Source organism: Salmonella sp. SJTUF14076, from assembly GCF_015534835.1.
In the GTDB taxonomy this organism is placed as follows: Bacteria; Pseudomonadota; Gammaproteobacteria; order Enterobacterales; family Enterobacteriaceae; genus Salmonella; species Salmonella enterica.
The window spans coordinates 115,797-141,231 of the sequence record NZ_CP064674.1; the positions used below are offsets into that span (position 1 = coordinate 115,797).

Consider the following 25,435-nt stretch of genomic DNA (forward strand, 5'->3'; position numbering starts at 1 on the left):
GATAGGAATAACCATCGGAAGTCCGTATAATGCGCAGCCACATTCGTTTTAAGCCGGAGATCTCAATATGCGTCCAGCAGGCCGTAGCGCTAATCAGGTGCGTCCCGTAACCCTGACCCGTAACTATACAAAACACGCTGAAGGCTCGGTACTGGTCGAATTTGGAGATACCAAAGTGTTGTGCACCGCCTCCATTGAAGAAGGCGTCCCACGTTTTCTGAAAGGACAAGGCCAGGGGTGGATCACCGCAGAGTATGGCATGTTGCCTCGCGCTACCCATACCCGTAATGCGCGTGAAGCAGCAAAGGGTAAGCAGGGCGGCCGTACTATGGAAATTCAGCGTTTGATCGCGCGTGCGCTGCGTGCGGCGGTCGATCTGAAAACGCTCGGCGAATTTACCATTACGCTGGACTGCGATGTAATCCAGGCCGATGGCGGTACGCGTACAGCGTCTATTACCGGTGCCTGCGTGGCGTTGGCGGATGCGCTGAATAAATTGGTTGCCAACGGTAAGCTGAAAACCAACCCGATGAAAGGCATGGTGGCGGCGGTTTCCGTAGGCATCGTTAACGGCGAAGCGATCTGCGATCTGGAATATGTTGAAGATTCCGCCGCAGAAACCGACATGAACGTCGTGATGACTGAAGACGGCCGCATTATTGAAGTACAGGGTACCGCGGAAGGCGAGCCGTTCAGCCATGAAGAACTTCTCACTTTGTTGGCGCTGGCCCGAGGGGGAATTGAATCCATTGTGGCGACGCAGAAGGCGGCGTTAGAAAATTGATTTTAAGGCGACTGAAAAGTCGCCTTTTTTTTGTCCGTAAATTTCGTAAATGATGAAAGTAAGAAAAGGAGCGAATCCATGAAACCGTATCAGCGCCAGTTTATTGAGTTTGCGCTTAACAAGCAGGTACTAAAGTTTGGCGAGTTTACGCTGAAATCCGGGCGCAAAAGCCCCTATTTCTTCAACGCCGGGCTGTTTAATACCGGGCGCGACCTGGCGTTGTTAGGCCGTTTTTATGCCGAAGCGCTGGTGGATTCCGGTATTGAATTTGATCTGCTGTTTGGCCCCGCGTACAAAGGTATTCCGATCGCGACGACGACGGCGGTTGCGCTGGCGGAACATCACGATAAAGACCTGCCGTACTGCTTTAACCGCAAAGAGGCAAAAGATCATGGCGAAGGCGGGAGTCTGGTGGGCAGCGCGCTACAGGGCCGCGTGATGCTGGTGGATGACGTGATTACCGCAGGTACGGCGATTCGCGAGTCGATGGAGATTATTCAGGCGCACGGGGCTACGCTGGCTGGCGTACTGATTTCGCTGGATCGTCAGGAACGTGGCCGCGGCGAGATTTCCGCGATTCAGGAAGTGGAGCGCGACTATGGTTGTAAGGTTATCTCCATCATTACGCTGAAAGACCTGATTGCCTATCTGGAAGAAAAACCTGATATGGCTGAGCATCTGGCGGCTGTGCGAGCATACCGGGAAGAATTTGGCGTGTAAGCGAATTGCCCGGTGGCGCTTTACCGGGCTTATGTTTCTGTCGCCTGGATAAGGCGTGAGCCACTATCCAGTCAGCGTTACTGTAGCTGAGCGGCAATGAGCGGCCAGCGGGCGTCGAAATCGTCCGTTGGGCGGTATTTAAATTCGCTACGCACGAACCGTGAAAGCATACCTTCACAGAAGGCTAACAGCTGGCTTGCCAGCAGATTTTCATCCGTCGTGTAGCCTTCGCCTTCACGCATTCTTTTTTCTCGTAGCACCTGGCGGAGCTGCGCTTCGATGCGTTCAAAAAGCTGATTAATGCGCCCCTGCAGGCGATCCTGTTCAAACATCAGCGCGTGCCCGGTAAGAATGCGCGTCAGGCCAGGGTTGCGTTCGCCAAAACCCAGAATCAGCAACACAATCAGGCGCAAACGCGTGCTGGTGTTTTTTTCATCTTTTAAAATCAGATTGATACGGGTAATCAGACTATCTTCGATAAACTCAATCAGGCTATCGAACATGCGGGTCTTGCTGGGAAAATGGCGGTATAGCGCCGCTTCGGAAACGCCGACCGAGGCCGCCAGTTTTGCCGTCGTGATGCGTTGGCTTCCATCGCTGGATTCAAGCATCAGCGCCAGTGACTGAAGTATTTCTTCGCGACGATTCCTTTTCGCAGTTTGTTTTTCTGCCATGTTACAAAATACCCCTGAAAATAAGCACTTGCCAGGCGAGCACCCACGCTATAACCGCAAACTCAGCGCTTGCGGCAGTATTATGACGTTATGGGGATGCGTAAAATTTACTTACGGCCAGAATGACCGAAGCCGCCCTCGCCACGTTCGGTGGCGTCAAATGCTTCCACCAGATTAAATTCGGCCTGAACGACCGGAACAAACACCATTTGCGCGATACGTTCGCCCGGTTCAATGGTAAAACTGTCCTGACCACGGTTCCAGATCGAAACCATCAGTTGCCCCTGATAATCGGAATCAATCAGCCCGACCAGGTTGCCCAGCACGATACCATGTTTATGGCCCAGGCCCGAACGCGGCAACATGACTGCCGCCAGTGATGGATCGGCGATATGAATGGCCAGTCCGGTAGGTACCAACGTCGTTGCGCCAGGTGCCAGTTCTACGGCGTCGTCGAGACAGGCGCGCAGGTCAAGCCCGGCAGAACCAGAAGTAGCATAAGTCGGCAGCGGAAACTGCTGACCAACACGCGGGTCCAGAATCTTAACGTCGATTTTTTTCATCATAACGGGTCACGATCTCGTCGAGTAATAATTGGCCCAGGAGTTCTTTTCGCTCAAGCGGTAAGACTTTATCTCCATCCTGCCAGAAAAGGTGTAAAGCGTTTTTATCGCTATTAAATCCCTGATTTGAAAGTGAAACATCATTTGCACAAATCAGGTCAAGGTTCTTGCGGATACGTTTTTGCCGGGCGTATTCTTCCACATTATTCGTTTCCGCGGCAAACCCAACAACGTAGGGGCGATTGTCACTGAGTGCGGCCACCCCGGCGACAATGTCCGGGTTTTTGACCATTTTTATTAGTAATTCATCACCTTGCGCCGCCTGTTTTTTGATTTTTTCACTGGCGATAGTCTCTGCGCGATAGTCAGCCACGGCGGCGCAGCTAATGAAAATATGCTGCTGTTGAACGGCGGCCTGAACAGCGGCTTCCATGTCCAGCGCGGTTATGACATCAACCCGTTTTACAAAAGGCGGCGTCGGTAACGAAACGGGACCGGAGACCAGCGTGACATTTGCGCCGCGACGCGCGGCGGCCGCCGCAATAGCGAAGCCCATTTTACCGGAGCTGTGGTTGGAAATATAACGCACCGGGTCGAGCGGTTCGCGCGTCGGACCTGCCGTAATCATGATATTAAGATGTCGCAGATCGTTGACGGCAGCGATTTGCGCGGCGGCCTTATCAACGATAGCTAATGGGTCCAGCATTCGGCCTGGGCCTACATCGCCGCACGCCTGACTGCCGCTATCCGGCCCCCAAATGAACAGGCCGCGAGAGGCGAGCACCTCCAGATTATATTGCGTGGCGGCAGCGCGGTACATCTGTTGGTTCATGGCCGGAAGCACGGCCACCGGGGCTGGCGTCGCCAGGCAGATGGTGGAGACTAAATCATTAGCCATACCCGATGCTACACGGGCGATCAGATCGGCGGTCGCGGGGGCAAGAATCACCAGGTCGGCCCATTTCCCCAACTCGATATGCCCCATCGCGGCTTCAGCGGCAGGGTCAAGCAGACTGTCGGATACGGGATAGCCCGACACTGCCTGTAAGCTCAGGGGGGTAATAAAGGCTTTTGCCGCCTCGGTCATTGCCACGCGCACGTCAGCGCCGCGCTCACGTAAACGGCGCACCAGCTCCGGCGTTTTATACGCAGCGATACCGCCGCTAACGCCGAGAACAATTTTTTTACCGGCCAGGCTCATCATGTCTTTCCTGTTGGATGACTTTGAAAGGCGGCTATTTTATCACAATCTCTACGGCGTCGTGTCTTTGCCTGCGCTCCACTTTGCGAGGCGCTACGCAAGAACAAAATCGGGGCGTCGATCTCTCCCAAAGGCTGTGCCACTATGCCGCTTCCTTAAAAAAGGAGGTGCGCGTATGGATACGTTGGAAGAATTATTGCCGCGTGAAAAAATGCTCAGATCCGGCATTGCTTCCCTCAGCGACGTGGAACTGCTGGCGCTTTTTTTACGTACCGGCACGCCGGGAAAAGATGTTATGACGTTGGCAAAAGAGATATTGCAGCACTTTGGGTCGCTGTATGGCCTGCTGTCGGCGGACTTTGCGCAGTTTCGCGGCGTAAACGGCATCGGCCTGGCGAAATTCGCGCAGTTGAAAGGCATTGCTGAGCTGGCAAGGCGCTATTACAGCGTGCGCATGAATGAGGAAAGTGCGTTGCTGAGTCCGGAAATGACGCGGGAATTTCTGCAAAGCCAACTGACGGGCGAAGAGCGTGAGATCTTTCTGGTGATCTTCCTCGATGCCCAGCACCGGGTGCTTCAGCACAGCCGCCTGTTTTCCGGCACGCTTAACCACGTAGAGGTGCATCCGCGTGAGATTGTTCGGGAAGCGATTAAACTCAATGCTTCAGCGGTCATTCTGGCGCATAACCACCCTTCAGGCTGCGCAGAGCCAAGTAAAGCAGATAAACTTATCACTGAGCGCGTGATAAAGTGTTGCCAGTTTATGGATATCCGGGTGCTCGATCACCTGATAATTGGGCGCGGAGAGTACGTTTCTTTTGCCGAACGCGGCTGGATTTAAGATTCTTTGCGCGATCCATCGGGATCTTTGTCTGTTCGGGACTTGAGCATATCGCCGGGTCAGCGTATACTACGCCACCTTTGAGAATCTCGGGTTTGGCATTTGGGCCTGGCAATCGAGAGTTCAATAGAACTGCGCGATGACCAGGCTGTAAAGCCTGACGAGGCGCCGATACCCCATACGAAGCTCGAGCTAATTTGATTTTTGGAGAATAGACATGTCCCGAGTCTGCCAAGTTACTGGCAAGCGTCCGGTGACCGGTAACAACCGTTCCCACGCACTGAACGCGACTAAACGCCGTTTCCTGCCTAACCTGCACTCTCACCGTTTCTGGGTTGAGAGCGAGAAGCGTTTTGTCACCCTGCGTGTATCTGCTAAAGGTATGCGTATCATCGATAAAAAAGGCATCGAAACAGTTCTGTCTGAACTGCGTGCCCGTGGCGAAAAGTACTAAGTACTAAGAGGAAATAAATCATGGCTAAAGGTATTCGTGAGAAAATCAAGCTGGTTTCTTCTGCTGGTACTGGTCACTTCTATACCACTACGAAGAACAAACGTACTAAGCCGGAAAAACTGGAACTGAAAAAATTCGATCCAGTTGTCCGTCAGCACGTGATCTACAAAGAAGCGAAAATCAAATAATTCTCGCTTTGATGTAACAAAAACCTCGCTTCGGCGGGGTTTTTTGTTTTCTGGCCGTCCCCATATTAATGAGACCTGCCACACAGCCGGAGACGTTATGCCTGAATTACCCGAAGTTGAAACCAGCCGCCGGGGTATTGAACCCCATTTAGTTGGCGCTACTATCCTGCACGCCCATATCCGTAACGGTCGTCTGCGCTGGCCGGTTTCAGACGAAATTTATCGTCTGAGCGATACACCCGTCCTTAGCGTTCAGCGTCGTGCTAAATATCTACTGCTGGAGCTGCCTGACGGCTGGATAATTATTCACCTGGGGATGTCGGGAAGCTTGCGGATACTGTCGGAAGCGCTGCCGGCGGAAAAGCACGACCATGTCGATTTGGTGATGAGCAATGGCAAAATTCTACGTTATACCGATCCTCGCCGCTTTGGCGCCTGGTTATGGACCAAAGAGCTGGAGGGGCATAACGTACTGGCGCATCTGGGACCGGAGCCGCTAAGCGATGAGTTTAATGGCGAATATTTGCAGCAGAAATGCGCGAAGAAGAAGACGGCGATTAAACCCTGGCTGATGGATAACAAGCTGGTGGTCGGCGTGGGGAATATCTACGCCAGCGAGTCGCTGTTTGCCGCTGGTATTCACCCTGACCGCCTGGCGTCGTCACTCTCGACAGAGGAGTGCGACCTGCTGGCGCGGGTGATTAAAGCCGTTTTGCTGCGCTCTATTGAACAAGGCGGGACAACGCTGAAGGATTTTCTGCAAAGCGATGGGAAACCGGGCTATTTTGCCCAGGAGTTGCAGGTGTATGGGCGCAAAGGCGAGCCGTGTCGGGTATGCGGTACGCCGATAGTCGCAACGAAACACGCACAGCGTGCGACGTTCTATTGCCGTCACTGTCAGAAGTAAAATGCCAGGCCCGGCAAGGAAGGAAACTTATTTCAACTTATCCATTAGCGCCTGATGCACATTGTCCGGCAGAAAGTGGGTCACATCGCCCTGATGGCGCGCCACTTCTTTGACCAGCGACGATGAAATAAACGACCACTCTTTGGACGGCATCAGGAAAACGCTTTCCAGTTGCGGCATCAGATGGCGATTCATATGCGCCAACTGCATTTCATATTCAAAATCCGCCACCGCGCGCAGACCACGAATCAGGATATTCGCCTGTCTGTCGCGGGCGAAATTGGCCATCAGGTCGCTAAAGCCCACCACCTCTACGTTACCCAGGTGTGCGGTCGCTTTTTGCGCCAGCGCCACACGTTCGTCCAGGGTGAACATGGGTTTCTTGCCGGGGCTGGCGGCGATAGCCAGAATGACATGGTCGAACATCTGCGTTGCGCGCGTCACAATATCGAGATGACCGTTAGTAATCGGATCAAACGTACCTGGATAAATCGCCCGTTTTTGCATGACAGTCCTCAATGCGTTTTCGGTGGCAGATAAGGTTCCAGCAGTTGCAGCAGACGCTGGAGCGCGCCCTGATTTTGATACAGCACTTCAACTGCGTGACGTCCGTAGAAATTACGATAATCAGCGTCGGTCAGTAAAGAGGAAATTTCTTTTGCCAGCGTAGCCGCATCGGTAATCGTGATAAGTCCGCTCGCCTGATCCAGACGGGCGCAAATATCTTTAAAGTTAAAGGTATGCGGACCCATCAGTACCGGAATCGCATGAGCGGCGGCCTCCAGCGGGTTATGACCGCCGCGTTCAACCAGCGAACCACCAACAAAGGCGAGATCGGCAATGCCATAGAGCAACATTAATTCGCCCATGGTATCGCCTACCACGACCTGGGTGCTGGCGGACGGCACTTCGCCCGAAGAGCGAGTGATGTAGCTTAACCCTGCCTGACGCACAAGATTGATAGCATCCGGGAAACGCTCCGGATGGCGGGGCACCAGAATCAGTAATAAATTCGGGAATTGATGTAATAACGCCTGGTGAGCGGCGATAACGATACTCTCTTCGCCATCGTGGGTGCTGGTGGCAATCCAGACCGGACGGTGCGGCGCCCACTGGCGGCGTAGCGTAACGGCTTTAGCCGCCAACTGCGGCGTAACTGAAATATCAAATTTCAGACTGCCGGTGACCGTGACCTGATTGTTCTTCGCGCCCAAGGCCACAAAGCGTTCGCCATCTTCTTCGTTTTGCGCGGCAATCAGGGTGATACGGCGCAGGAGCGTACGGACAAATTTGCCAAGCTTCGCATAACCCGCGGCGGAGCGGGCGGAAAGCCGCGCATTAGCGATAACCAGCGGAATATGACGTTTGTGCAACGCAGCAATCAGATTTGGCCAGAGCTCAGTTTCCATGATCAATACCAGCTTAGGATCAATCTCATTGAGGAAACGATTGAGCGCATCGGGCAAATCATAAGGCAAGTAAACGTGCTGAACATCGTTGCCAAAGGCAGACTGGACGCGCTCCGAGCCGGTCGGCGTCATGGTCGTTACGGTAATAGGCAGATCGGGATAGCGATGACGTAGAGCGCGGACCAATGGGATGGCCGCCAGAGTTTCGCCCACCGAGACGGAATGCAGCATGATTCCGCCTGGTTTCAACGGACGGCGGTAGAATCCGTAGCGTTCACCCCAACGTTTACGATAGGCCGGCGCTTTACGTCCACGCACCCAAAGCCGTATCCAGATCAGAGGCTGAATAAGGTAGAGAAGAGCGGTGTAAAGCAATTCGAGCATAGTAAATAGCTGACTTATGGATGTGCTGGGGATTCTATGTATTTAGCCTGGGCTTTACCATTACTTTTCCCATTTTTGCGCCAAATTGGCTCAGAAGCGAGGATTCCAGGCGCTGAACCCCATTATTTTTGCATTTTTACGCAATCCATTGAAATTTGCCGCCCTTGTCGCCCCAGACAATGGGAATGACCATTCACAAGAGAGGGATAAATTAATATCTCTTTGAATTTATGATTAAAAAAATGATTGTGTATAAAAATTATTCGTATCGGATTGCTGCGAAAGAAGTGTTACACTAGCGCATCTAAAATGAGTGCGGTATTAGCCATCGGGTTGCTGTGAAGCCTGGGGCGGTAGCGTGCTTTTTTCTGCTTATTTATCCGGACAATTTCAACCAAAGAGTCGCTTGTGGAAAAGCCATTTCGAAGAATTCTGATTATAAAAATGCGTTTTCATGGAGACATGTTACTTACCACCCCTGTCATCAGTACGCTGAAGCAGAATTATCCCGATGCAAAAATCGATGTGCTTCTTTACCAGAACACCATACCGATATTGTCGGAAAATCCGGAGATTAATGCACTCTACGGCATCAGTAACAAAGGCGCAGGAACAAAAGAGAAGATTAAAAACGCGCTATCGCTAATCAAAAAATTGCGTGCTAACTCGTATGATCTGGTCGTCAACCTCACCGATCAGTGGAGCGTGGCGCTTATTGTGCGTTTTTTAAACGCAAAAATAAAAATCTCGCAGGATTTCGGTAATCGTCAGTCTGCTTTATGGAAAAAGAGCTTTACGCATTTAGTACCTTATGCGGGAGAATATGCTGTTGAGCGCACATTATCCGCGCTAAAGCCGTTAGCGCTAAAAAAGTATGTCACGGAAACCACCATGAGCTATCGCCCGGAACATTGGGAAAACATGCGACAACAGCTCAAACAACTTGGTGTGACCCGACAATATGTTGTTATTCAGCCTACGGCACGGCAGTTATTTAAGTGCTGGGATAATGATAAATTCTCTCAGGTTATTGATGCCGTGCAGCGCCGCGGTTATCAAGTTGTACTGACGTCAGGCCCGGCCGCAGACGAGATGGCCTGCGTGGATGCTATTGCACGCGGCTGTGAAACAAAACCGGTTACTGGTCTGGCGGGTAAAACTCGCTTTCCTGAATTGGGCGCATTGATTGACCATGCGGATCTCTTTATCGGCGTTGATTCGGCCCCCGGTCATATTGCCGCAGCAGTCAAAACGCCGGTCATTTGTCTTTTTGGCGCGACGGATCATGTGTTCTGGCGTCCCTGGACCGACGACATCATTCAGTTTTGGGCAGGAAATTATCAGCCGATGCCTGAACGGCATGAGCTTGATCGTAATAAAAAATACCTTTCCGTGATTCCGGCTGAAGATGTTATCGCCGCGACGGAAAAAATGCTGCCGCATGAGGCACGCACCATAGATTTGGACAGCCTGCTATGAGAGTTGCCTTTTGCTTATATAAATATTTTCCTTTTGGCGGTCTGCAGCGTGATTTTATGCGTATTGCTCAAACCGTGGCGGCGCGAGGTCATCAGGTTCGTGTTTATACTCAGTCATGGGAAGGGGAATGCCCGGATAACTTTGAATTAATCCGCGTGCCGGTTAAATCCCGGACGAACCACGGTCGTAACGCAGAATATTATGCCTGGGTGCAACACCATTTGCGCGACCATCCTGTCGATCGGGTGGTTGGGTTCAATAAGATGCCAGGCCTTGATGTGTATTACGCCGCAGACGTGTGTTACGCCGAAAAAGTCGCACAGGAAAAAGGATTTTTCTATCGCCTGACATCACGCTATCGGCATTATGCTGCTTTTGAACGCGCCACGTTTGAACACGGCAAGCAGACGCAACTATTAATGCTGACGAATAAGCAGATTGCTGACTTCCAAAAACATTATCAGACTGAGGCGGAGCGTTTTCATATTCTTCCTCCGGGGATTTACCCGGATAGAAAATATAGCCAACAGATCCCGAACAGTCGTCAAATTTATCGTCAGAAAAATGGTATCTCAGAACAGCAAAAATTACTGTTGCAAGTAGGGTCTGACTTTACCCGTAAAGGTGTGGATCGCTCTATTGAAGCGCTGGCATCGCTACCCGAATCTTTACGGCAAAATACGGTGCTCTATGTTGTCGGGCAGGATAAGCCGAAGAAGTTTGCAGCACTGGCTGAAAGAAGCGGCGTCGGCACGAATGTGCATTTTTTCTCCGGACGTAATGATATTGCGGAGTTAATGGCGGCAGCCGACCTTTTACTGCATCCAGCCTATCAGGAAGCTGCTGGTATTGTTTTGCTGGAAGCCATTACTGCTGGTTTGCCGGTGCTGACAACCGCGGTATGCGGTTATGCACATTATATTGTGGATGCAAACTGTGGCGAAGCGATGACGGAACCTTTCCGCCAGGATGCGCTAAATGAGGTTTTACTCAGAGCGCTGACACAGCCTTCCTTACGCAGCGCCTGGGCTGAAAATGCGCGGTATTATGCTGATACCCAGGATTTATACAGCTTACCGGAGAAGGCCGCAGATATTATCACAGGTGATTTAGATGGTTGAGCTGAAAGCGCCGTTAACCACACTATGGCGCGGTAAAGATGCTTTTGAGGAAGTGAAAACGTTACAGGGCGAAGTGTTCAGAGAACTGGAGACGCGTCGAACATTGCGGTTTGAGCTGGACGGCAAAAGCTACTTCCTGAAGTGGCATAAAGGCACTTCGCTGAAAGAAATTGTGAAGAACCTGATTTCGTTACGTATGCCTGTTCTGGGCGCTGACAGAGAATGGCACGCCATTCATCGTCTACATGAGCTGGGCGTTGATACGATGCACGGCGTTGGTTTTGGTGAAAAAGGCGTAAACCCGCTAACCAGAACATCATTTATTATCACCGAAGATTTAACGCCTACCATTAGCCTTGAAGACTACTGTGTTGACTGGGCTGTTAATCCACCGGACGCGCAGGTGAAGTGGATGATTATTAAGCGTGTTGCGACTATGGTACGTAAAATGCACGCCGGGGGAATTAACCATCGCGACTGTTATATTTGCCACTTTCTTCTGCATTTACCTTTCACTGGTCGCGAAGAGGATTTAAAAATCTCCGTAATCGACCTGCATCGCGCGCAGATACGTCAGCACGTTCCCCTTCGCTGGCGTGACAAAGATTTAATTGGGCTTTATTTTTCTTCAATGAATATTGGCCTGACTCAGCGAGATATATTCCGGTTTATGCGTGAGTATTTCTCTCTCCCCCTGCGAGAGATTTTGCAAAAAGAATCGGGGTTGATTCATCAGGCGGATGTTAAAGCCGCTCGAATTAAAGAAAGAACAATAAGAAAAAATCTTTAATATAAATTTTGTATTTATAAATAGCATAGAGGCTGTATGTTCCTTTTCATATGCATGACTAACTTACAATTGCTCATTGCGCGGTCAATTATAGAAAAAGAGCAGTTGAAGAGTGTTGATGTTTTATTTATTGGCGATGTGCATAACGTAAAAAATCAGTACTATTTAAAAAAAATCCAACCGTTATGTCGGCACTCAAGCATAGTCTCTCAGGTTTCAAAATTTTCGGCATTTAAAACAATTCATAGAACACGGTATGCTAAAAAAATCATGGAATCATATGCCAGAGAATATCATACCGTTTTCTTTGCGAATTTTCATGTCCCGCTTATACACCATATTTTATCGTGTATCTCTTTTTCTGAAATAAAAACCTTTGATGACGGTACAAATAATATTAATCAGCAAAGTATAATGTATAAAAATAAGAATATAAGCGCAATATCAAAGTTAATACGAAAGCTGATGGGGCGTAAATATCATAAAGATGAAATATTAAAGTTAGACGCAAAGCATTACACTCTATTCCCTGATAGAACTAACATAATTAAAAACACCGAGGGAATTATATTGGTACACCACAACGCTCTTCCTGATACGAATAATGGCTTTAAAAAAATATTATTGGGCACTGTATATACTGATGCGTTAAAAAATAAAGAGGATGAGAGTGTTTTTCTTCAGCATCTTCAGATGTTTATCAAGAAAGAAGCGGTTGATATATATATACCACACCCTCGATATGACTCTCATCAGTTTAATGATGTATTGAATGTTAAGTCTGAGTTGATAGCTGAGGACATTATTTTAGAATATCTTGATAAAGGGATGTTATTAGAGATATATGGATTTAATAGCACGGTTCAGTATAACCTAAATAATATCTCAGCTATCAAAAACTATAAAATAACCAGTCCTTTTCTAAAAGATAGCTTTAATCATGGGCTGGGCTTCGATTTTAATCAGGTCTCAGTATAAATATAGTGTTGATCGGGTTTGTTCTTACAGTATTTTAAAAGTGAAGGAAACCGAATAACATGAGTGACAGTAAATGGTGACTTCATTGAAAATAGCGTTTATTGGCGAAGCGGTATCTGGCTTCGGAGGGATGGAAACCGTTATTAGCAACGTTATCCATACGTTTGAAAATAGCTCTCCGAAAATCAACTGTGAAATGTTTTTCTTTTGTCGTAATGACAAAATGGATAAAGCATGGCTAAAAGAGATTAAATATGCGCAATCATTCTCAAATATAAAATTAAGTTTTCTTCGTCGAGCTAAGCATGTTTATAATTTTAGTCAGTGGCTGAAAGAAACGTCACCGGATATTGTGATATGTATTGATGTTATCTCATGTCTTTATGCCAATAAAGCACGTAAGAAAAGTGGTAAACAATTTACTATTTTCTCGTGGCCGCATTTTTCGCTCGACCATAAAAAACATGCAGAATGTATAACGTACGCGGATTATCATCTGGCCATCAGTAGTGGTATTAAAGAACAGATGATGGCACGGGGGATCTCAGAGCAAGATATTAGCGTCGTTTACAATCCTGTCTCTATTAAAACAATCATTGTGCCGCCGCCTGAGCGCGATAAACCCGCTGTATTTCTCTATGTAGGGCGTCTTAAATTTGAAGGGCAGAAAAGAGTTAAAGATTTATTTGATGGCTTAGCTCGTACGACAGGGGAATGGCAGCTACATATTATTGGTGATGGCTCAGATTTTGAAAAGTGCCAGGCCTATAGCCGGGAGCTTGGTATTGAGCAGCGTGTGATCTGGTATGGTTGGCAAAGCGCGCCGTGGCAAGTCGTACAGCAAAAAATAAAAAATGTTACCGCGTTACTACTTACCTCTGCATTTGAGGGATTTCCTATGACTCTGCTGGAAGCAATGTCATATGGAATTCCATGTATTAGTTCTGATTGTATGTCTGGTCCGCGCGATATGATTAAACCCGGTTTGAATGGTGAGCTTTACACTCCGGGTGCTATAGATGATTTTGTAGGACACCTTAATCGAGTCATTTCCGGTGAAGTAAAATATCAGCATGATATTATTCCCGGCACGATTGAGCGATTTTACGATGTGCTATATTTTAAAAATTTTAATAATGCGATATTCTCGAAATTACAAAAGTGATCACTATGAGCAGAAAATATTTTGAAGAAGAAGTCATTCAACAGACTTTAGATTATAACTATGCACAACATAGTGATGCTAATAAATTTAATATAGCTTATGGGATTGATAAAAACTTTCTTTTTGGCTGTGGTGTCTCTATTGCATCGGTTCTCATTGCTAACCGTGAGAAGGCGTTAGCTTTCCATGTTTTTACCGATTTCTTTGGCCCTGAAGATCAGCAGCGATTTGATGCATTAGCAAAACAGTACGCTACGCAGATTGTTGTTTATCTCATTGACTGTGAGCGATTAAAATCGCTACCCAGTACCAAAAACTGGACCTATGCAACATACTTTAGATTCATTATTGCCGACTATTTTTCAGATAAAACAGATAGAGTGCTTTATCTGGATGCAGATATTGCATGTAAGGGAAGTATTCAGGAACTTATTGATCTTAATTTTGCTGAAAATGAGATTGCGGCGGTTGTTGCTGAAGGCGAGTTGGAGTGGTGGACTAAGCGCTCGGTTAGCCTGGCAACGCCTGGGCTGGTTTCTGGCTATTTTAATGCCGGTTTTATTTTAATTAACATACCTCTTTGGACCGCAGAAAATATCTCTAAGAAAGCGATTGAAATGCTAAAAGATCCGGAGGTAGTACAGCGCATAACGCACCTTGATCAGGATGTATTAAATATATTGTTAGTGAATAAAGCGCGTTTTGTTGATAAAAAATTTAATACGCAATTTAGTCTTAACTATGAATTAAAAGATTCAGTTATTAATCCAGTTGATGCTGAGACTGTATTTGTTCATTATATCGGACCAACGAAGCCCTGGCATAGTTGGGGGGCTTACCCCGTGTCACAATATTTTTTACGGGCTAAGAGCAACTCACCATGGTCTCATTGTGCACTTTTAAATCCAGTCACTAGCCATCAGTTACGTTATGCGGCAAAGCATATGTTTAATCAGAAGCATTATACTTCGGGTATAAATTATTATATAGCCTACTTTAAACGTAAACTTCTTGAATAAAACCCATAGGTGATGTAATGGATTCATTTCCTGAGATAGAAATAGCTGAATATAAAGTTTTTGATGAAAGTAATAATAATAATGATGATAACGTATTAAACATTTCTTATGGCGTTGATGAAAACTATCTTGATGGTGTGGGGGTGTCAATTGCTTCAGTTGTACTAAACAATAATATCCCGCTCGCTTTTCACATTATTTGTGATTCATACTCTCCGTGTTTTGTAAAATATATAGAGCGTTTAGCCGTACAGCATCACGTAAAAATTTCTCTTTATCTTATTAAAGTAGAAAGCCTTGAGGTATTGCCTCAAACTAAAGTATGGTCGAGAGCAATGTATTTTCGTTTATTTGCTTTCGATTATCTCAGCAAGAAGGTAAACACCTTACTTTATTTGGATGCCGATGTTGTATGCAAAGGATCTTTGCAAGATCTTCTACAGCTTGATTTGACAGAGAAGATTGCTGCGGTCGTAAAAGATGTTGATTCCATCCAGAATAAGGTAAATGAGAGATTAAGCGCTTTTAATTTACAAGGTGGTTATTTTAACTCCGGCGTGGTTTTTGTTAACCTGAAATTATGGAAAGAGAATGCCTTAACCAAAAAGGCATTTTTACTTTTGGCAGGTAAAGAGGCTGACTCTTTTAAATATCCCGATCAGGATGTTTTGAATATTCTCCTACAGGATAAAGTCATTTTTCTACCGCGACCGTATAATACCATTTATACTATTAAAAGTGAGTTGAAAGATAAGTCACATAAAAAATATAGCAATATAATTAATGATAATACTATTTTAATTCATTATACGGGCGCTACAAAACCATGGCATGCCTGGGCAAATTATCCTTCAGTTATCTATTATAAAAATGCACGACTGAACTCGCCCTGGAAAGATTTTCCCGCAAAAGATGCGCGTACCATAGTTGAATTTAAGAAGCGATATAAACATCTTCTCGTGCAAGGTCATTACTTTAAAGGCCTTCTGGCTGGAAGCGCATATCTTTATCGTAAACTTTTCCACAAATAATTCTCTTCCCTAAATCTCCATTATGATTATTGAAAAAAAGGTTAAAAACTATACCGTCTTTGTCAAAAAAGACGGTGAAAAATACATTGAGATATTCAAAGATTTTCTATCTTATAATCATCAGGTTATTAAAGTTTTCCGTAATATAGAAGATACAAAAGTTGTATTGATTAATACAGACTACGGAAAATATATTCTCAAAGTATTTAGTCCAAAAGTAAAAAATACTGAACGATTTTTCAAATCGTTAGTAAAAGGAGATTACTACGAAAAGCTTTTTCATCAGACAGATCGTGTGCGGCGTGAAGGGTTTGCGGCGCTTAATGATTTTTACCTGCTGGCGGAAATTAAAACATTACGCTATGTAAAAACATACGTGATGATAATTGAGTATATTGAAGGTATTGAACTTGTTGATATGCCAGAAATTTCTGACGAGGTGAGAGGAAAAATCAAACAGTCGATATATTCTCTGCATCAGCATGGTATGGTTTCGGGCGATCCCCATAAAGGTAACTTTATCCTGCAAGGCAATGAGATCAGAATTATCGATTTGTCCGGAAAAAGACCTTCCAGACAACGAAAAGCAAAGGATCGTATTGATTTAGAAAGACATTATGGTATCAAAAATAATGTGAGAGATATCGGATTTTACTTATTGATTTATAAGAAAAAACTCCGAAATTTCCTTCGTCGTATTAAGGGTAAGGAAAAGCGCTGATCAATGTAGCACGTTTGGTTTAATTTAAGGGGCTGACTGACTTTTATTTGCTGCAGCGTTATGACATACTTGAGAGAATTTGAGATGTAATATTAGTTATTGAATATAACATTTATTTATAGGTTGCATGATAAACATACGAGTTTTTTATGGGCAGCGTTAACTTCATAACTCACGCCGATGTTCTGCAACTTATTGCGAAAAGAACGGCTGAAGATTGTATTATTTTTCTTTCTGGTCCTACGTCCAGAAAGACGCCGCTGTCCTTGTTACGAATGAAAGATGTCATTGCAGTCAATGGTTCTGTTCAATATTTGCTAAACAATAACGTCAAGCCATTTTTGTACCTTCTGACGGATGTTCGCTTCCTCCATCGCCGGCGCGAAGATTTTTATAACTTTAGCCGTAACAGTCAGTTTACTATCGTCAATCTTGATGTGTACGAACAGGCTTCAGTGGATGATCAAAAATATATTGAAGAAAACTGTTTAATTATTCGCTCCTTTTATCGCCGAGAAAAAGGGGGCTTTTTAAAGAAAATTAAATTTAATATCCTCAAGCGGGTTCATAAAGCATTACTTATTTCAGTTCCTCTTTCGAAAAGAGGGCGACTGGCTGGATTTTGCAAGGATATCAGCATCGGGTATTGCTCTTGCCATACTATTGCTTATACCGCTATTCAGGTTGCCTATTCCCTCAAGTATGGCCGTATTATATGTTCTGGGCTTGACTTAACAGGGAGTTGCCCACGTTTCTATGACGAATCTACCAGCCCTATGCCATCTGAACTTAGTAAAGACCTGTTTAAAATACTGCCATTTTTTACTTTTATGAGAAAAAATGTGAGTGATTTAAATATCTTTAATTTATCAGATGATACTGCAATTCATTACGATATTATTCCATATATTACAGCCTCGGAACTTGAGGATGAAATATATTACGATAAAATTGTCTAGATACTAGATAAATCATTATTTTGCGTTGCTTCGGCACGCATTTCTTTTTGTATAACATTTCTTTTTCTATAAAGTTAACTATTCTGGATTATAGCTATTATGATTAAAAAAATCATATTTACTGTTACTCCTATATTTTCAATTCCTCCTCGTGGCGCGGCTGCGGTAGAAACCTGGATTTACCAGGTTGCAAAACGATTATCAATACCGAATGCTATTGCTTGTATAAAGAATGCCGGCTATCCTGAATATAATAAAATAAACGATAACTGTGATATTCATTACATTGGGTTTAGTAAAGTTTATAAGCGTCTTTTTCAGAAATGGACTCGTCTCGACCCACTACCCTATTCCCAGCGCATCCTTAATATTAGAGATAAAGTGACTACCCAGGAAGATAGCGTCATTGTTATTCATAATAGTATGAAACTGTATCGGCAGATCAGAGAGCGCAATCCGAAAGCAAAACTGGTTATGCACATGCATAACGCATTTGAACCAGAACTTCCTGATAAGGATGCAAAAATTATCGTGCCCAGTCAGTTTCTTAAAGCGTTTTATGAAGAAAGATTGCCCGCCGCTGCTGTTAGTATTGTGCCTAATGGTTTTTGTGCTGAGACTTATAAAAGAAACCCACAAGATAATCTTCGTCAGCAATTAAATATTGCAGAAGATGCCACTGTTCTCTTATATGCCGGGAGAATTTCGCCTGATAAAGGCATCCTGTTGCTTTTGCAGGCGTTCAAACAATTACGTACCTTAAGAAGTAATATTAAACTTGTCGTTGTTGGCGACCCTTATGCAAGCCGCAAGGGTGAAAAAGCAGAGTATCAAAAGAAAGTACTGGACGCTGCAAAAGAGATTGGAACTGATTGTATTATGGCTGGGGGGCAATCTCCTGACCAGATGCATAACTTCTATCATATAGCCGATCTGGTTATCGTGCCATCTCAGGTTGAAGAAGCATTTTGCATGGTGGCTGTAGAAGCGATGGCAGCAGGAAAAGCGGTTCTTGCCAGCAAAAAAGGGGGGATTAGCGAATTTGTGTTAGATGGCATAACGGGCTATCACCTCGCAGAACCTATGTCGAGCGACAGTATAATTAATGATATTAACCGTGCGCTTGCTGATAAGGAACGCCACCAGATTGCCGAAAAAGCAAAATCCCTGGTGTTTTCAAAATACAGTTGGGAAAATGTAGCGCAGCGTTTCGAGGAACAAATGAAAAACTGGTTTGATAAGTGATTGAGTCCTGATGATGGAAAACGCGCTGATACCGTAATAAGTATCAGCGCGTTTTTTTATCTATTTCTTAGCGCCAGCAGAAAACCGGTAATGATACCAATTTGAGCAATATCGACCTGTTCAAAATTGCCACGAACGATATAAAAACCGACGAAAGATAAAAATAGCAAGAGATGAGCATTGTAGGGGCTTATCTCTACTTTCCTGAAGGTAGAGCTGGCTGTTTCCCTGATGATAGCGCCATATAAATAGACCAGGCTCGCCAGACCCAATATGCCTGCACTAAACCAGATGTACAGAATGGTATTATGCGGACCGATAGATTCTTTAAAGGTCCACGTTGGATAATCGACAACGCGTTTATTATAAACACCATCATACACATCATTACCATAGCCGTAGCCCTTGATCGGGTTTTCCTGAATCAGTATCCACGCGGTGCCCTGGGTTCCGTTAGTATAACGATATGAGCTATCTGTCTGCTGTAATTTATACAGTAAATGTTCTGGGTCTGGTTTGTTATTATGTTGAGTGATAACCAAAGCGCCGATAATGGCTAATAAAATGGCACCAACTCCTATTAACTTCCATTGGCGGTTCAGTATTGCCCACAGAACACCTACTATAAGCACCGCCAACCATGCCCCTCGCGATAGGGTTCCCAGGATAAAGAAAAGGTAGATGGCGCTAAGCACCAAAAAAACCAACTTAATTGAATTTTTTCTAAACAACCAAATATTCAATAATGCTGGAAATAAGAAAACCATGGAATCGGACATATGTCGATGCGCATAGCTTATGAATGGCATAATCCCTTTATTATAGTCCTCGATATACAGAATACTCTCTGCAAGGCAGCGAAGTCCTAAACTTGTTAAAAAGGAGAAAAGTACTATTTTCGCAACCGTTTCTTTTGTTTCATCTTTTAATAGTACGGGAATTAATAAAGTATATAATAAGAAACCCTCCAGTACCGTATTTTCAAATTCCTTGAAACTTTCTTTCATATCTGGCGATATGAGTATGGAATAAACAAGGATTAATGATAATACTGCTACGCTATAAAATACGCTATTTTTGAAAAGAGGGGGGAAACTTTTCGGTGAGCGTGAGACCTGATAAATCGCGGTGATAACCATAAGTATGATTATCAAATGTTTATAACGCGTAATACCATCCAGAAAATACGTGGCAACAAAAAGAAAAACCAGCGCTTTATTCCAGATCGGCTTCCATTTCTCTTTATTTAACGTTAATGATGTGGTTAGCATCTTTTCTCCACAATAGGTTTGGGATGAGACAGAGTCTCTTTAATGAATCTTTCCAAATACGCTTGTGGCATCTAAATTCGCCAGGTTTTGTTCTGGTGAGCAGCATGCCATTTGGTTCTTCCCATAACCTCCAATTAACCCAGGGTCCGTTGGGCCATATAGCGTAATATTCGGTCTGTCGAGCGCGGCGGTGAGATGGCTCAGGCCGGTATCAACCGATACGACAAATTTTGCGCCAGCCAGCACTCTGGCGACCTCCTCCAGGCTCATGCGCGGTAACACATCCACATAGTCAAAGCCTTCGGCCAGTCGTTTAGCCCGGGCCTCCTCATGAGGCGCGCCCCAGGGAAGTTTTATCCGTAATCCGGTGTTGCCCACCATACCGATAAGCTCGCGCCAGTTTGCTTCCGGCCAGTGTTTATCATCGCGGGTTGTGGCATGTAAAAATACCGCATATGGATCGCTAACCGCCTGCTGGCAATGCAGAAAATGTTTTGCGATGGCATAATCGCCCTGCGACTGCGGTTTATCGTATCCCAGGCTTTTGGCGAACAGCTCGCGCGTCCGTTCAACCGCATGTTGTTGCTTTGCGATATGGTGTTTACGGTTATAAAACAGGCTGGCCAGCGGTTCGCGGGCGGTACTCCAGTCCATACCGTGCTTTATCCCATGCGCCAGACGCGTCACCAGCGCCGCGCTTTTTACCAGCCCCTGCGCATCAATCACAGCGTCGTATTGGTATGCGCATACCGCCCGATGAAAGGCTATGCGTTCCGCTTTAATGGGCGCGGAAAACCAGGCCTTGCGCCAACGGCGAATAGCGACGGGAATCACGCGATCGACAGCACTGTGCCAGGACGGAATTTGCGCAAACCCTTCTTCGACAACCCAATCAAATTGAATCCCCGGAATCGCCTGTTGCGCGTCGGTAAGCGCAGGCAGGGTATGTAATACGTCGCCCATCGATGATGTTTTAACGATCAAAACCCGCATTAAACGCCCTCTTCCGACAACAGCGAATGAAGCTCTTCCAGAACCCGCTGCGGCGTGATATCGATCAGGCTCTGGTGATAGCCTTGCGCCGTATCGCCTTTACGCACTTTGTGATAACCCGTAATGAGACGAATCACCCGGGCCTTATGAGACAGCGGCGGCGTGAAATCCGGGCTACTTGGGCCATACAAGGCGACCAGCGGGCGGTCGAGCGCCGCCGCGACGTGCATCAGCCCGGAATCGTTAGTAACGATGGCTTTACAGGCGGCTATCAGAATGACGGCCTGTTCCAGCTGGGTTTCCCCCGCCAGGTTGCGACACCATGCCTGCTGCTCGCTATTCAGCGCCGCCAGGATCTCATTTCCGGCTTCATGGTCTTTTGCCGAGCCAAACAGTACGACCTGATACCCTTCGTTAATGAGCTGCTTTGCCAGTTCGGCGTAGTGATAGTGCGGCCAACGTTTTGCCGGGCCAAATTCCGCGCCGGGGCAAAAGCCGATCAGAGGACGTTCAGAAGATAGTGAAAAGTCGCTGCACATCAGCGACTTTTCACCCTCGCTAACCTGGAGCTGCGGCCAGAGTAGCGGCTGCGGCAGATCTTTCGCCGTGCGCATCACGCCCTTGTCATAAGCCAGCGCCACGTAGCGCTCCACCATCAGCGGCCAAGCGTCCTTATCAAGGACGCGCGCATCGTTCAGCAGGCCATAGCGCATTTCGCCGCGCCAGCCGGTACGGTGCGGGATATTGGCAAAGAAAGGAATCAGCGCCGATTTAAACGAATTTGGCAACACCCAGGCGCGATCGTAGCGCTTCTCTCGCAGGCTATGGCCCAATCTGCGGCGCTCGCCGATTTCCAGCGCGCCGTGGCCCAACGGCATGGGTATCGCCTCGTTAACTTCCGGCATACGCGATAACAACGGACGACACCAGGCTGGCGCCATCACGTCGATTATCGCCTGGGGATAGCGCGCTTTAAGCGTGCGATAGAGACTTTGCGACATCATCATGTCGCCCACCCAGGACGGGCCAATGACCAAAATTTTCATACTTACGCGTCGCGGTTCAGCCAGGCCATATACTCCGTGACGCCTTCGGCGACGGTCTTAAAGGGTTTGTCGTAGCCCGCGTTGCGCAGATTGGTTAAATCCGCCTGCGTAAACGCCTGATAGCGACCTTTCAGCTTATCCGGGAACGGAATGTATTCAATGCTGCCTTTTTTATGGTATGCCAGCGTCGCGTCGGCGACGGCCTGGAAAGATTCCGCACGGCCTGTGCCCAGGTTAAAGATGCCGGACTTGCCGCTTTCCAGGAACCACAGGTTAACGGCGGCCACATCGCCCACGTAAACGAAGTCGCGCTTGAAGTTTTCGCTGCCTTCAAACAGTTTCGGGCTTTCGCCGTTGTTTAACTGTGTATTCAGATGAAATGCCACGCTTGCCATGCTGCCTTTATGGCCTTCACGTGGTCCATAGACGTTGAAATAGCGGAAACCGACAATCTGCGAGTTCGCTTCTGGCAGGATCTGGCGCACGTATTCATCAAACAGGAATTTAGAATAGCCGTAAACGTTAAGCGGTTTTTCGTATTCGCGCGATTCGATGAAGTCAGACGTGCGACCGCCATAGGTGGCGGCAGAAGAGGCGTAGAGGAACGGGATTTCGCGCTCAAGACAATAGTGCAGCAGCTCTTTGGAGTATTGATAGTTATTATCCATCATATACTTGCCGTCCCACTCGGTGGTGGAAGAGCAGGCGCCTTCATGGAAAATAGCTTCGATATCGCCGAGCTCTTCTCCGGACATAATCTGGATCAGGAAATCTTCCTTATCCATATAGTCAGCAATGTTCAGATCCACCAGGTTTACAAACTTGGTGCCGTCTTTCAGGTTATCCACCACCAGAATATCGGTGATACCTTTATCATTCAGGGCTTTAACGATATTGCTGCCGATAAAGCCCGCGCCGCCGGTAACGATGATCATAACTGTAACCTTTGAATTATGGTGTCAGAGACTGTCTCAGACATGAATGCTCTTATCATAACACTATTCATCCATTCACTGATAACCCGTGAGGATACGCGTGATTTATGCTGCATTTTAAAGAAGTGATGACGCGTCATCTCGTATCAACGTATCGCTTTGGGTAATATGTGCTGAAATTTGCCCAGTCTGGAGAATCGCAATGCGTGGGGATTTTTACAAACAGTTAACCAACGATCTGGAAACAGCCCGAGCGGAAGGATTGTTTAAAGAAGAGCGCATTATTACGTCTGCGCAGCAGGCGGATATCACCGTGGCGGATGGAAGCCACGTTATTAACTTTTGCGCCAATAACTATCTCGGGCTGGCTAATCACCCTGAGCTGATTAATGCCGCAAAAGCGGGCATGGACAGCCACGGTTTCGGTATGGCGTCCGTGCGTTTTATCTGCGGCACCCAGGACAGCCACAAAGCGCTGGAGCAAAAGCTGGCAAGCTTCCTCGGCATGGAAGATGCGATTCTGTATTCCTCCTGTTTCGACGCTAACGGCGGCTTGTTTGAGACGTTGCTGGGCGCGGAAGACGCTATTATTTCCGACGCGCTGAACCACGCGTCTATCATTGATGGCGTGCGTTTGTGTAAAGCGAAGCGCTATCGCTATGCCAACAACGATATGGTAGAGCTGGAAGCGCGGCTGAAAGAGGCGCGTGAAGCCGGTGCGCGTCATGTCCTGATCGCCACCGACGGGGTGTTCTCAATGGATGGCGTCATCGCCAATCTGAAAGGCGTCTGTGATCTGGCCGATAAATACGATGCGCTGGTGATGGTTGATGATTCTCACGCGGTAGGCTTTGTCGGCGAAAACGGTCGTGGTTCCCATGAATACTGCGACGTAATGGGCCGCGTAGATATTATTACCGGTACGCTGGGCAAAGCGTTAGGCGGCGCATCCGGCGGCTATACCGCGGCGCGTAAAGAGGTCGTTGAGTGGTTGCGTCAGCGTTCCCGCCCATATCTGTTCTCCAACTCCCTGGCGCCGGCGATCGTGGCGGCTTCTATTAAAGTGTTAGAGATGGTGGAAGCGGGCGCAGAACTGCGCGATCGCTTGTGGGCGAACGCCCGGCAGTTCCGTGAGCAGATGTCTGCCGCGGGATTTACGCTGGCAGGCGCGGATCACGCCATCATCCCGGTAATGCTGGGAGATGCGGTTGTCGCGCAGAAATTTGCCCGCGAACTGCAAAAAGAGGGCATTTACGTTACCGGTTTCTTCTATCCGGTCGTACCAAAAGGTCAGGCGCGTATTCGTACCCAGATGTCTGCGGCGCATACGCCTGAGCTAATTACGCGTGCGGTAGACGCGTTCACGCGTATTGGTAAACAACTGGGCGTGATTGCCTGAGGATGTAAGATGAAAGCGTTATCCAAACTGAAAGCGGAAGAGGGCATCTGGATGACCGACGTTCCGGAACCGGAAGTCGGCCATAACGATTTGCTGATTAAAATCCGTAAAACAGCCATCTGCGGCACTGACGTTCACATCTATAACTGGGATGACTGGTCGCAAAAAACCATCCCGGTTCCGATGGTCGTGGGGCATGAATATGTCGGCGAAGTGGTCGGCATCGGTCAGGAAGTGAAAGGCTTTAAAATCGGCGATCGCGTCTCCGGCGAAGGTCACATCACCTGTGGTCATTGTCGCAACTGCCGTGGCGGTCGTACTCACCTGTGCCGCAACACCACCGGCGTAGGCGTTAATCGTCCCGGCTGCTTCGCGGAATACCTGGTCATCCCGGCATTCAATGCGTTTAAAATCCCGGATAACATTTCTGATGATTTAGCCTCTATTTTCGACCCGTTTGGTAATGCGGTGCATACGGCGCTGTCTTTCGATCTGGTCGGCGAAGATGTACTGGTATCGGGGGCGGGGCCAATCGGCGTAATGGCCGCCGCGGTGGCGAAACATGTTGGCGCGCGTCATGTGGTGATTACTGACGTCAATGAATACCGTCTGGAGCTGGCGCGCAAAATGGGCGTCACCCGCGCGGTCAACGTCGCGAAAGAGAGCCTGAACGACGTCATGGCGGAGCTGGGAATGACCGAAGGGTTCGATGTGGGTCTGGAGATGTCCGGCGCGCCGCCGGCGTTTCGTACCATGCTGGACACCATGAATCACGGCGGTCGTATTGCGATGCTGGGGATTCCGCCATCAGATATGTCTATCGACTGGACAAAAGTCATCTTTAAAGGCTTGTTCATTAAAGGTATTTATGGTCGTGAGATGTTCGAAACGTGGTACAAAATGGCGGCGCTGATCCAGTCCGGTCTGGATCTGTCACCGATTATCACCCATCGTTTCTCTATTGATGATTTCCAGAAAGGTTTTGATGCCATGCGTTCAGGCCAGTCAGGAAAAGTTATTCTGAGCTGGGATTAATATGTATGGAGACCCGATAATTTTATCGGGTCTGATATACGTTTCATCGTAAAAGGTTGGTGTCATTCGCCAACCTTTTTTGTTAGGGAAAATCTGGAAAGCCGTAAAGAATTGTCATAGACA

Annotated in this window: 27 protein-coding genes; 18 read left to right on the top strand and 9 right to left on the bottom strand. The window is 47.1% G+C overall.

All coding sequences use genetic code 11. From position 1 onward, the window contains the following. The first annotated feature begins 67 nt into the window (after positions 1 to 67). The gene (rph, locus tag HU143_RS00550) at positions 68 to 784 is read left to right on the top strand and encodes a ribonuclease PH (protein ID WP_001247078.1); all 717 of its coding nucleotides are present in this window, start codon (positions 68 to 70) and stop codon (positions 782 to 784) included. 78 nt (positions 785 to 862) lie between these two features. Further along, entirely contained in the window at positions 863 to 1,504 is a 642-nt protein-coding gene (gene pyrE, locus HU143_RS00555) for an orotate phosphoribosyltransferase (protein WP_000806167.1), read from the top strand. Between the two features lie 77 nt (positions 1,505 to 1,581). Here pyrE and slmA read toward each other — a convergent pair whose 3' ends face one another. From slmA to coaBC, 3 genes are all read right to left on the bottom strand, one after another. Further along, positions 1,582 to 2,178, bottom strand: a complete 597-nt coding sequence (slmA, locus tag HU143_RS00560; RefSeq protein WP_000818607.1) for a nucleoid occlusion factor SlmA — start codon at positions 2,176 to 2,178, stop codon at positions 1,582 to 1,584. 107 nt (positions 2,179 to 2,285) lie between these two features. Next, positions 2,286 to 2,744, bottom strand: a complete 459-nt coding sequence (gene dut, locus HU143_RS00565; RefSeq protein WP_000976078.1) for a dUTP diphosphatase — start codon at positions 2,742 to 2,744, stop codon at positions 2,286 to 2,288. Then, complete coding sequence (gene coaBC / locus HU143_RS00570) at positions 2,722 to 3,942, bottom strand: bifunctional phosphopantothenoylcysteine decarboxylase/phosphopantothenate--cysteine ligase CoaBC (protein ID WP_023227681.1); 1,221 nt, start codon at positions 3,940 to 3,942, stop codon at positions 2,722 to 2,724. Before coaBC ends, dut begins: the two co-directional genes overlap by 23 nt. Before the next feature lie 175 nt (positions 3,943 to 4,117). On the opposite strand from coaBC, the gene radC reads away from it, so the two are divergent. From radC to mutM, 4 genes are all read left to right on the top strand, one after another. Continuing rightward, positions 4,118 to 4,783: a RadC family protein gene (gene radC, locus HU143_RS00575; RefSeq protein ID WP_000380156.1), complete on the top strand. Its 666-nt coding sequence runs from the start codon at positions 4,118 to 4,120 to the stop codon at positions 4,781 to 4,783. A 217-nt stretch (positions 4,784 to 5,000) separates the two neighbouring features. Then, entirely contained in the window at positions 5,001 to 5,237 is a 237-nt protein-coding gene (rpmB, locus tag HU143_RS00580) for a 50S ribosomal protein L28 (RefSeq protein WP_001519051.1), read from the top strand. A 20-nt stretch (positions 5,238 to 5,257) separates the two neighbouring features. Next, complete coding sequence (gene rpmG / locus HU143_RS00585; RefSeq protein ID WP_001051798.1) at positions 5,258 to 5,425, top strand: 50S ribosomal protein L33; 168 nt, start codon at positions 5,258 to 5,260, stop codon at positions 5,423 to 5,425. A 97-nt stretch (positions 5,426 to 5,522) separates the two neighbouring features. After that, positions 5,523 to 6,332, top strand: coding sequence for a bifunctional DNA-formamidopyrimidine glycosylase/DNA-(apurinic or apyrimidinic site) lyase (gene mutM, locus HU143_RS00590; protein WP_001114515.1), 810 nt, complete (start codon positions 5,523 to 5,525; stop codon positions 6,330 to 6,332). Positions 6,333 to 6,359: 27 nt separating this feature from the next. Here mutM and coaD read toward each other — a convergent pair whose 3' ends face one another. Together coaD and waaA are read right to left on the bottom strand one after the other, a co-directional pair. Further along, positions 6,360 to 6,839, bottom strand: a complete 480-nt coding sequence (coaD, locus tag HU143_RS00595) for a pantetheine-phosphate adenylyltransferase (RefSeq protein ID WP_001171884.1) — start codon at positions 6,837 to 6,839, stop codon at positions 6,360 to 6,362. Positions 6,840 to 6,847: 8 nt separating this feature from the next. After that, on the bottom strand, positions 6,848 to 8,125 hold the full coding sequence (gene waaA, locus HU143_RS00600; RefSeq protein WP_051129325.1) for a lipid IV(A) 3-deoxy-D-manno-octulosonic acid transferase: 1,278 nt from the start codon (positions 8,123 to 8,125) through the stop codon (positions 6,848 to 6,850). Positions 8,126 to 8,533: 408 nt separating this feature from the next. Here waaA and rfaQ point away from each other — a divergent pair, with 408 nt between their 5' ends. From rfaQ to HU143_RS00650, 10 genes are all read left to right on the top strand, one after another. Continuing rightward, positions 8,534 to 9,604, top strand: coding sequence for a lipopolysaccharide core heptosyltransferase RfaQ (gene rfaQ, locus HU143_RS00605; protein WP_071787800.1), 1,071 nt, complete (start codon positions 8,534 to 8,536; stop codon positions 9,602 to 9,604). Then, entirely contained in the window at positions 9,601 to 10,725 is a 1,125-nt protein-coding gene (locus HU143_RS00610; protein WP_001261583.1) for a glycosyltransferase family 4 protein, read from the top strand. Before rfaQ ends, HU143_RS00610 begins: the two co-directional genes overlap by 4 nt. Further along, positions 10,718 to 11,515, top strand: a complete 798-nt coding sequence (gene rfaP / locus HU143_RS00615; RefSeq protein ID WP_023227678.1) for a lipopolysaccharide core heptose(I) kinase RfaP — start codon at positions 10,718 to 10,720, stop codon at positions 11,513 to 11,515. Before HU143_RS00610 ends, rfaP begins: the two co-directional genes overlap by 8 nt. Before the next feature lie 36 nt (positions 11,516 to 11,551). Then, a complete protein-coding gene (locus tag HU143_RS00620; protein ID WP_023227677.1) occupies positions 11,552 to 12,493 on the top strand; it encodes a glycosyltransferase family 52 in 942 nt (313 codons plus the stop codon). Between the two features lie 85 nt (positions 12,494 to 12,578). Next, positions 12,579 to 13,658, top strand: coding sequence for a lipopolysaccharide 1,6-galactosyltransferase (gene waaB / locus HU143_RS00625; RefSeq protein WP_023227676.1), 1,080 nt, complete (start codon positions 12,579 to 12,581; stop codon positions 13,656 to 13,658). A 5-nt stretch (positions 13,659 to 13,663) separates the two neighbouring features. Then, positions 13,664 to 14,677, top strand: coding sequence for a lipopolysaccharide 3-alpha-galactosyltransferase (gene waaO / locus HU143_RS00630; RefSeq protein ID WP_000088491.1), 1,014 nt, complete (start codon positions 13,664 to 13,666; stop codon positions 14,675 to 14,677). A 17-nt stretch (positions 14,678 to 14,694) separates the two neighbouring features. After that, positions 14,695 to 15,708, top strand: coding sequence for a lipopolysaccharide 1,2-glucosyltransferase RfaJ (rfaJ, locus tag HU143_RS00635; RefSeq protein ID WP_023227675.1), 1,014 nt, complete (start codon positions 14,695 to 14,697; stop codon positions 15,706 to 15,708). 22 nt (positions 15,709 to 15,730) lie between these two features. Next, the gene (rfaY, locus tag HU143_RS00640) at positions 15,731 to 16,429 is read left to right on the top strand and encodes a lipopolysaccharide core heptose(II) kinase RfaY (protein WP_000582820.1); all 699 of its coding nucleotides are present in this window, start codon (positions 15,731 to 15,733) and stop codon (positions 16,427 to 16,429) included. 149 nt (positions 16,430 to 16,578) lie between these two features. Next, positions 16,579 to 17,388 (top strand): 3-deoxy-D-manno-oct-2-ulosonate III transferase WaaZ, encoded by an 810-nt coding sequence (gene waaZ, locus HU143_RS00645; protein ID WP_000536017.1) that lies wholly within the window; start codon positions 16,579 to 16,581, stop codon positions 17,386 to 17,388. A gap of 99 nt (positions 17,389 to 17,487) precedes the next feature. Beyond that, positions 17,488 to 18,633 (top strand): lipopolysaccharide N-acetylglucosaminyltransferase, encoded by a 1,146-nt coding sequence (locus HU143_RS00650; RefSeq protein WP_023227674.1) that lies wholly within the window; start codon positions 17,488 to 17,490, stop codon positions 18,631 to 18,633. A gap of 56 nt (positions 18,634 to 18,689) precedes the next feature. Here HU143_RS00650 and rfaL read toward each other — a convergent pair whose 3' ends face one another. Genes rfaL through rfaD form a run of 4 tightly spaced genes read right to left on the bottom strand, consistent with a single transcriptional unit; the run spans position 18,690 to position 22,878 of the window. Next, complete coding sequence (gene rfaL, locus HU143_RS00655) at positions 18,690 to 19,904, bottom strand: O-antigen ligase RfaL (protein WP_023227673.1); 1,215 nt, start codon at positions 19,902 to 19,904, stop codon at positions 18,690 to 18,692. 39 nt (positions 19,905 to 19,943) lie between these two features. Beyond that, on the bottom strand, positions 19,944 to 20,897 hold the full coding sequence (gene rfaC, locus HU143_RS00660) for a lipopolysaccharide heptosyltransferase RfaC (protein WP_001264611.1): 954 nt from the start codon (positions 20,895 to 20,897) through the stop codon (positions 19,944 to 19,946). Continuing rightward, complete coding sequence (rfaF, locus tag HU143_RS00665; protein ID WP_000699196.1) at positions 20,897 to 21,943, bottom strand: ADP-heptose--LPS heptosyltransferase RfaF; 1,047 nt, start codon at positions 21,941 to 21,943, stop codon at positions 20,897 to 20,899. Before rfaF ends, rfaC begins: the two co-directional genes overlap by 1 nt. Positions 21,944 to 21,945: 2 nt before the next feature. Beyond that, positions 21,946 to 22,878: an ADP-glyceromanno-heptose 6-epimerase gene (rfaD, locus tag HU143_RS00670; RefSeq protein ID WP_000587771.1), complete on the bottom strand. Its 933-nt coding sequence runs from the start codon at positions 22,876 to 22,878 to the stop codon at positions 21,946 to 21,948. A 202-nt stretch (positions 22,879 to 23,080) separates the two neighbouring features. Between rfaD and kbl the strand changes: the two genes are divergently transcribed. After that, positions 23,081 to 24,277 carry a glycine C-acetyltransferase gene (gene kbl, locus HU143_RS00675; protein WP_023227672.1) on the top strand — a complete coding sequence of 399 codons (1,197 nt, stop codon included), beginning with the start codon at positions 23,081 to 23,083 and terminating at the stop codon, positions 24,275 to 24,277. Between the two features lie 9 nt (positions 24,278 to 24,286). Then, entirely contained in the window at positions 24,287 to 25,312 is a 1,026-nt protein-coding gene (gene tdh, locus HU143_RS00680; RefSeq protein WP_000645990.1) for an L-threonine 3-dehydrogenase, read from the top strand. The last annotated feature ends 123 nt before the right edge of the window (positions 25,313 to 25,435 follow it).

Coding starts and splice junctions, on each gene's coding strand:
- rph (WP_001247078.1), top strand. CDS start 68: ATGCGTCCAGCAGGCCGTAGCGCTAATCAGGTGCGTCCCGTAACCCTG.
- pyrE (WP_000806167.1), top strand. CDS start 863: ATGAAACCGTATCAGCGCCAGTTTATTGAGTTTGCGCTTAACAAGCAG.
- slmA (WP_000818607.1), bottom strand. CDS start 2,178: ATGGCAGAAAAACAAACTGCGAAAAGGAATCGTCGCGAAGAAATACTT.
- dut (WP_000976078.1), bottom strand. CDS start 2,744: ATGATGAAAAAAATCGACGTTAAGATTCTGGACCCGCGTGTTGGTCAG.
- coaBC (WP_023227681.1), bottom strand. CDS start 3,942: ATGAGCCTGGCCGGTAAAAAAATTGTTCTCGGCGTTAGCGGCGGTATC.
- radC (WP_000380156.1), top strand. CDS start 4,118: ATGGATACGTTGGAAGAATTATTGCCGCGTGAAAAAATGCTCAGATCC.
- rpmB (WP_001519051.1), top strand. CDS start 5,001: ATGTCCCGAGTCTGCCAAGTTACTGGCAAGCGTCCGGTGACCGGTAAC.
- rpmG (WP_001051798.1), top strand. CDS start 5,258: ATGGCTAAAGGTATTCGTGAGAAAATCAAGCTGGTTTCTTCTGCTGGT.
- mutM (WP_001114515.1), top strand. CDS start 5,523: ATGCCTGAATTACCCGAAGTTGAAACCAGCCGCCGGGGTATTGAACCC.
- coaD (WP_001171884.1), bottom strand. CDS start 6,839: ATGCAAAAACGGGCGATTTATCCAGGTACGTTTGATCCGATTACTAAC.
- waaA (WP_051129325.1), bottom strand. CDS start 8,125: ATGCTCGAATTGCTTTACACCGCTCTTCTCTACCTTATTCAGCCTCTG.
- HU143_RS00610 (WP_001261583.1), top strand. CDS start 9,601: ATGAGAGTTGCCTTTTGCTTATATAAATATTTTCCTTTTGGCGGTCTG.
- rfaP (WP_023227678.1), top strand. CDS start 10,718: ATGGTTGAGCTGAAAGCGCCGTTAACCACACTATGGCGCGGTAAAGAT.
- HU143_RS00620 (WP_023227677.1), top strand. CDS start 11,552: ATGTTCCTTTTCATATGCATGACTAACTTACAATTGCTCATTGCGCGG.
- waaO (WP_000088491.1), top strand. CDS start 13,664: ATGAGCAGAAAATATTTTGAAGAAGAAGTCATTCAACAGACTTTAGAT.
- rfaJ (WP_023227675.1), top strand. CDS start 14,695: ATGGATTCATTTCCTGAGATAGAAATAGCTGAATATAAAGTTTTTGAT.
- rfaY (WP_000582820.1), top strand. CDS start 15,731: ATGATTATTGAAAAAAAGGTTAAAAACTATACCGTCTTTGTCAAAAAA.
- waaZ (WP_000536017.1), top strand. CDS start 16,579: ATGGGCAGCGTTAACTTCATAACTCACGCCGATGTTCTGCAACTTATT.
- HU143_RS00650 (WP_023227674.1), top strand. CDS start 17,488: ATGATTAAAAAAATCATATTTACTGTTACTCCTATATTTTCAATTCCT.
- rfaL (WP_023227673.1), bottom strand. CDS start 19,904: ATGCTAACCACATCATTAACGTTAAATAAAGAGAAATGGAAGCCGATC.
- rfaC (WP_001264611.1), bottom strand. CDS start 20,897: ATGCGGGTTTTGATCGTTAAAACATCATCGATGGGCGACGTATTACAT.
- rfaF (WP_000699196.1), bottom strand. CDS start 21,943: ATGAAAATTTTGGTCATTGGCCCGTCCTGGGTGGGCGACATGATGATG.
- rfaD (WP_000587771.1), bottom strand. CDS start 22,878: ATGATCATCGTTACCGGCGGCGCGGGCTTTATCGGCAGCAATATCGTT.
- kbl (WP_023227672.1), top strand. CDS start 23,081: ATGCGTGGGGATTTTTACAAACAGTTAACCAACGATCTGGAAACAGCC.
- tdh (WP_000645990.1), top strand. CDS start 24,287: ATGAAAGCGTTATCCAAACTGAAAGCGGAAGAGGGCATCTGGATGACC.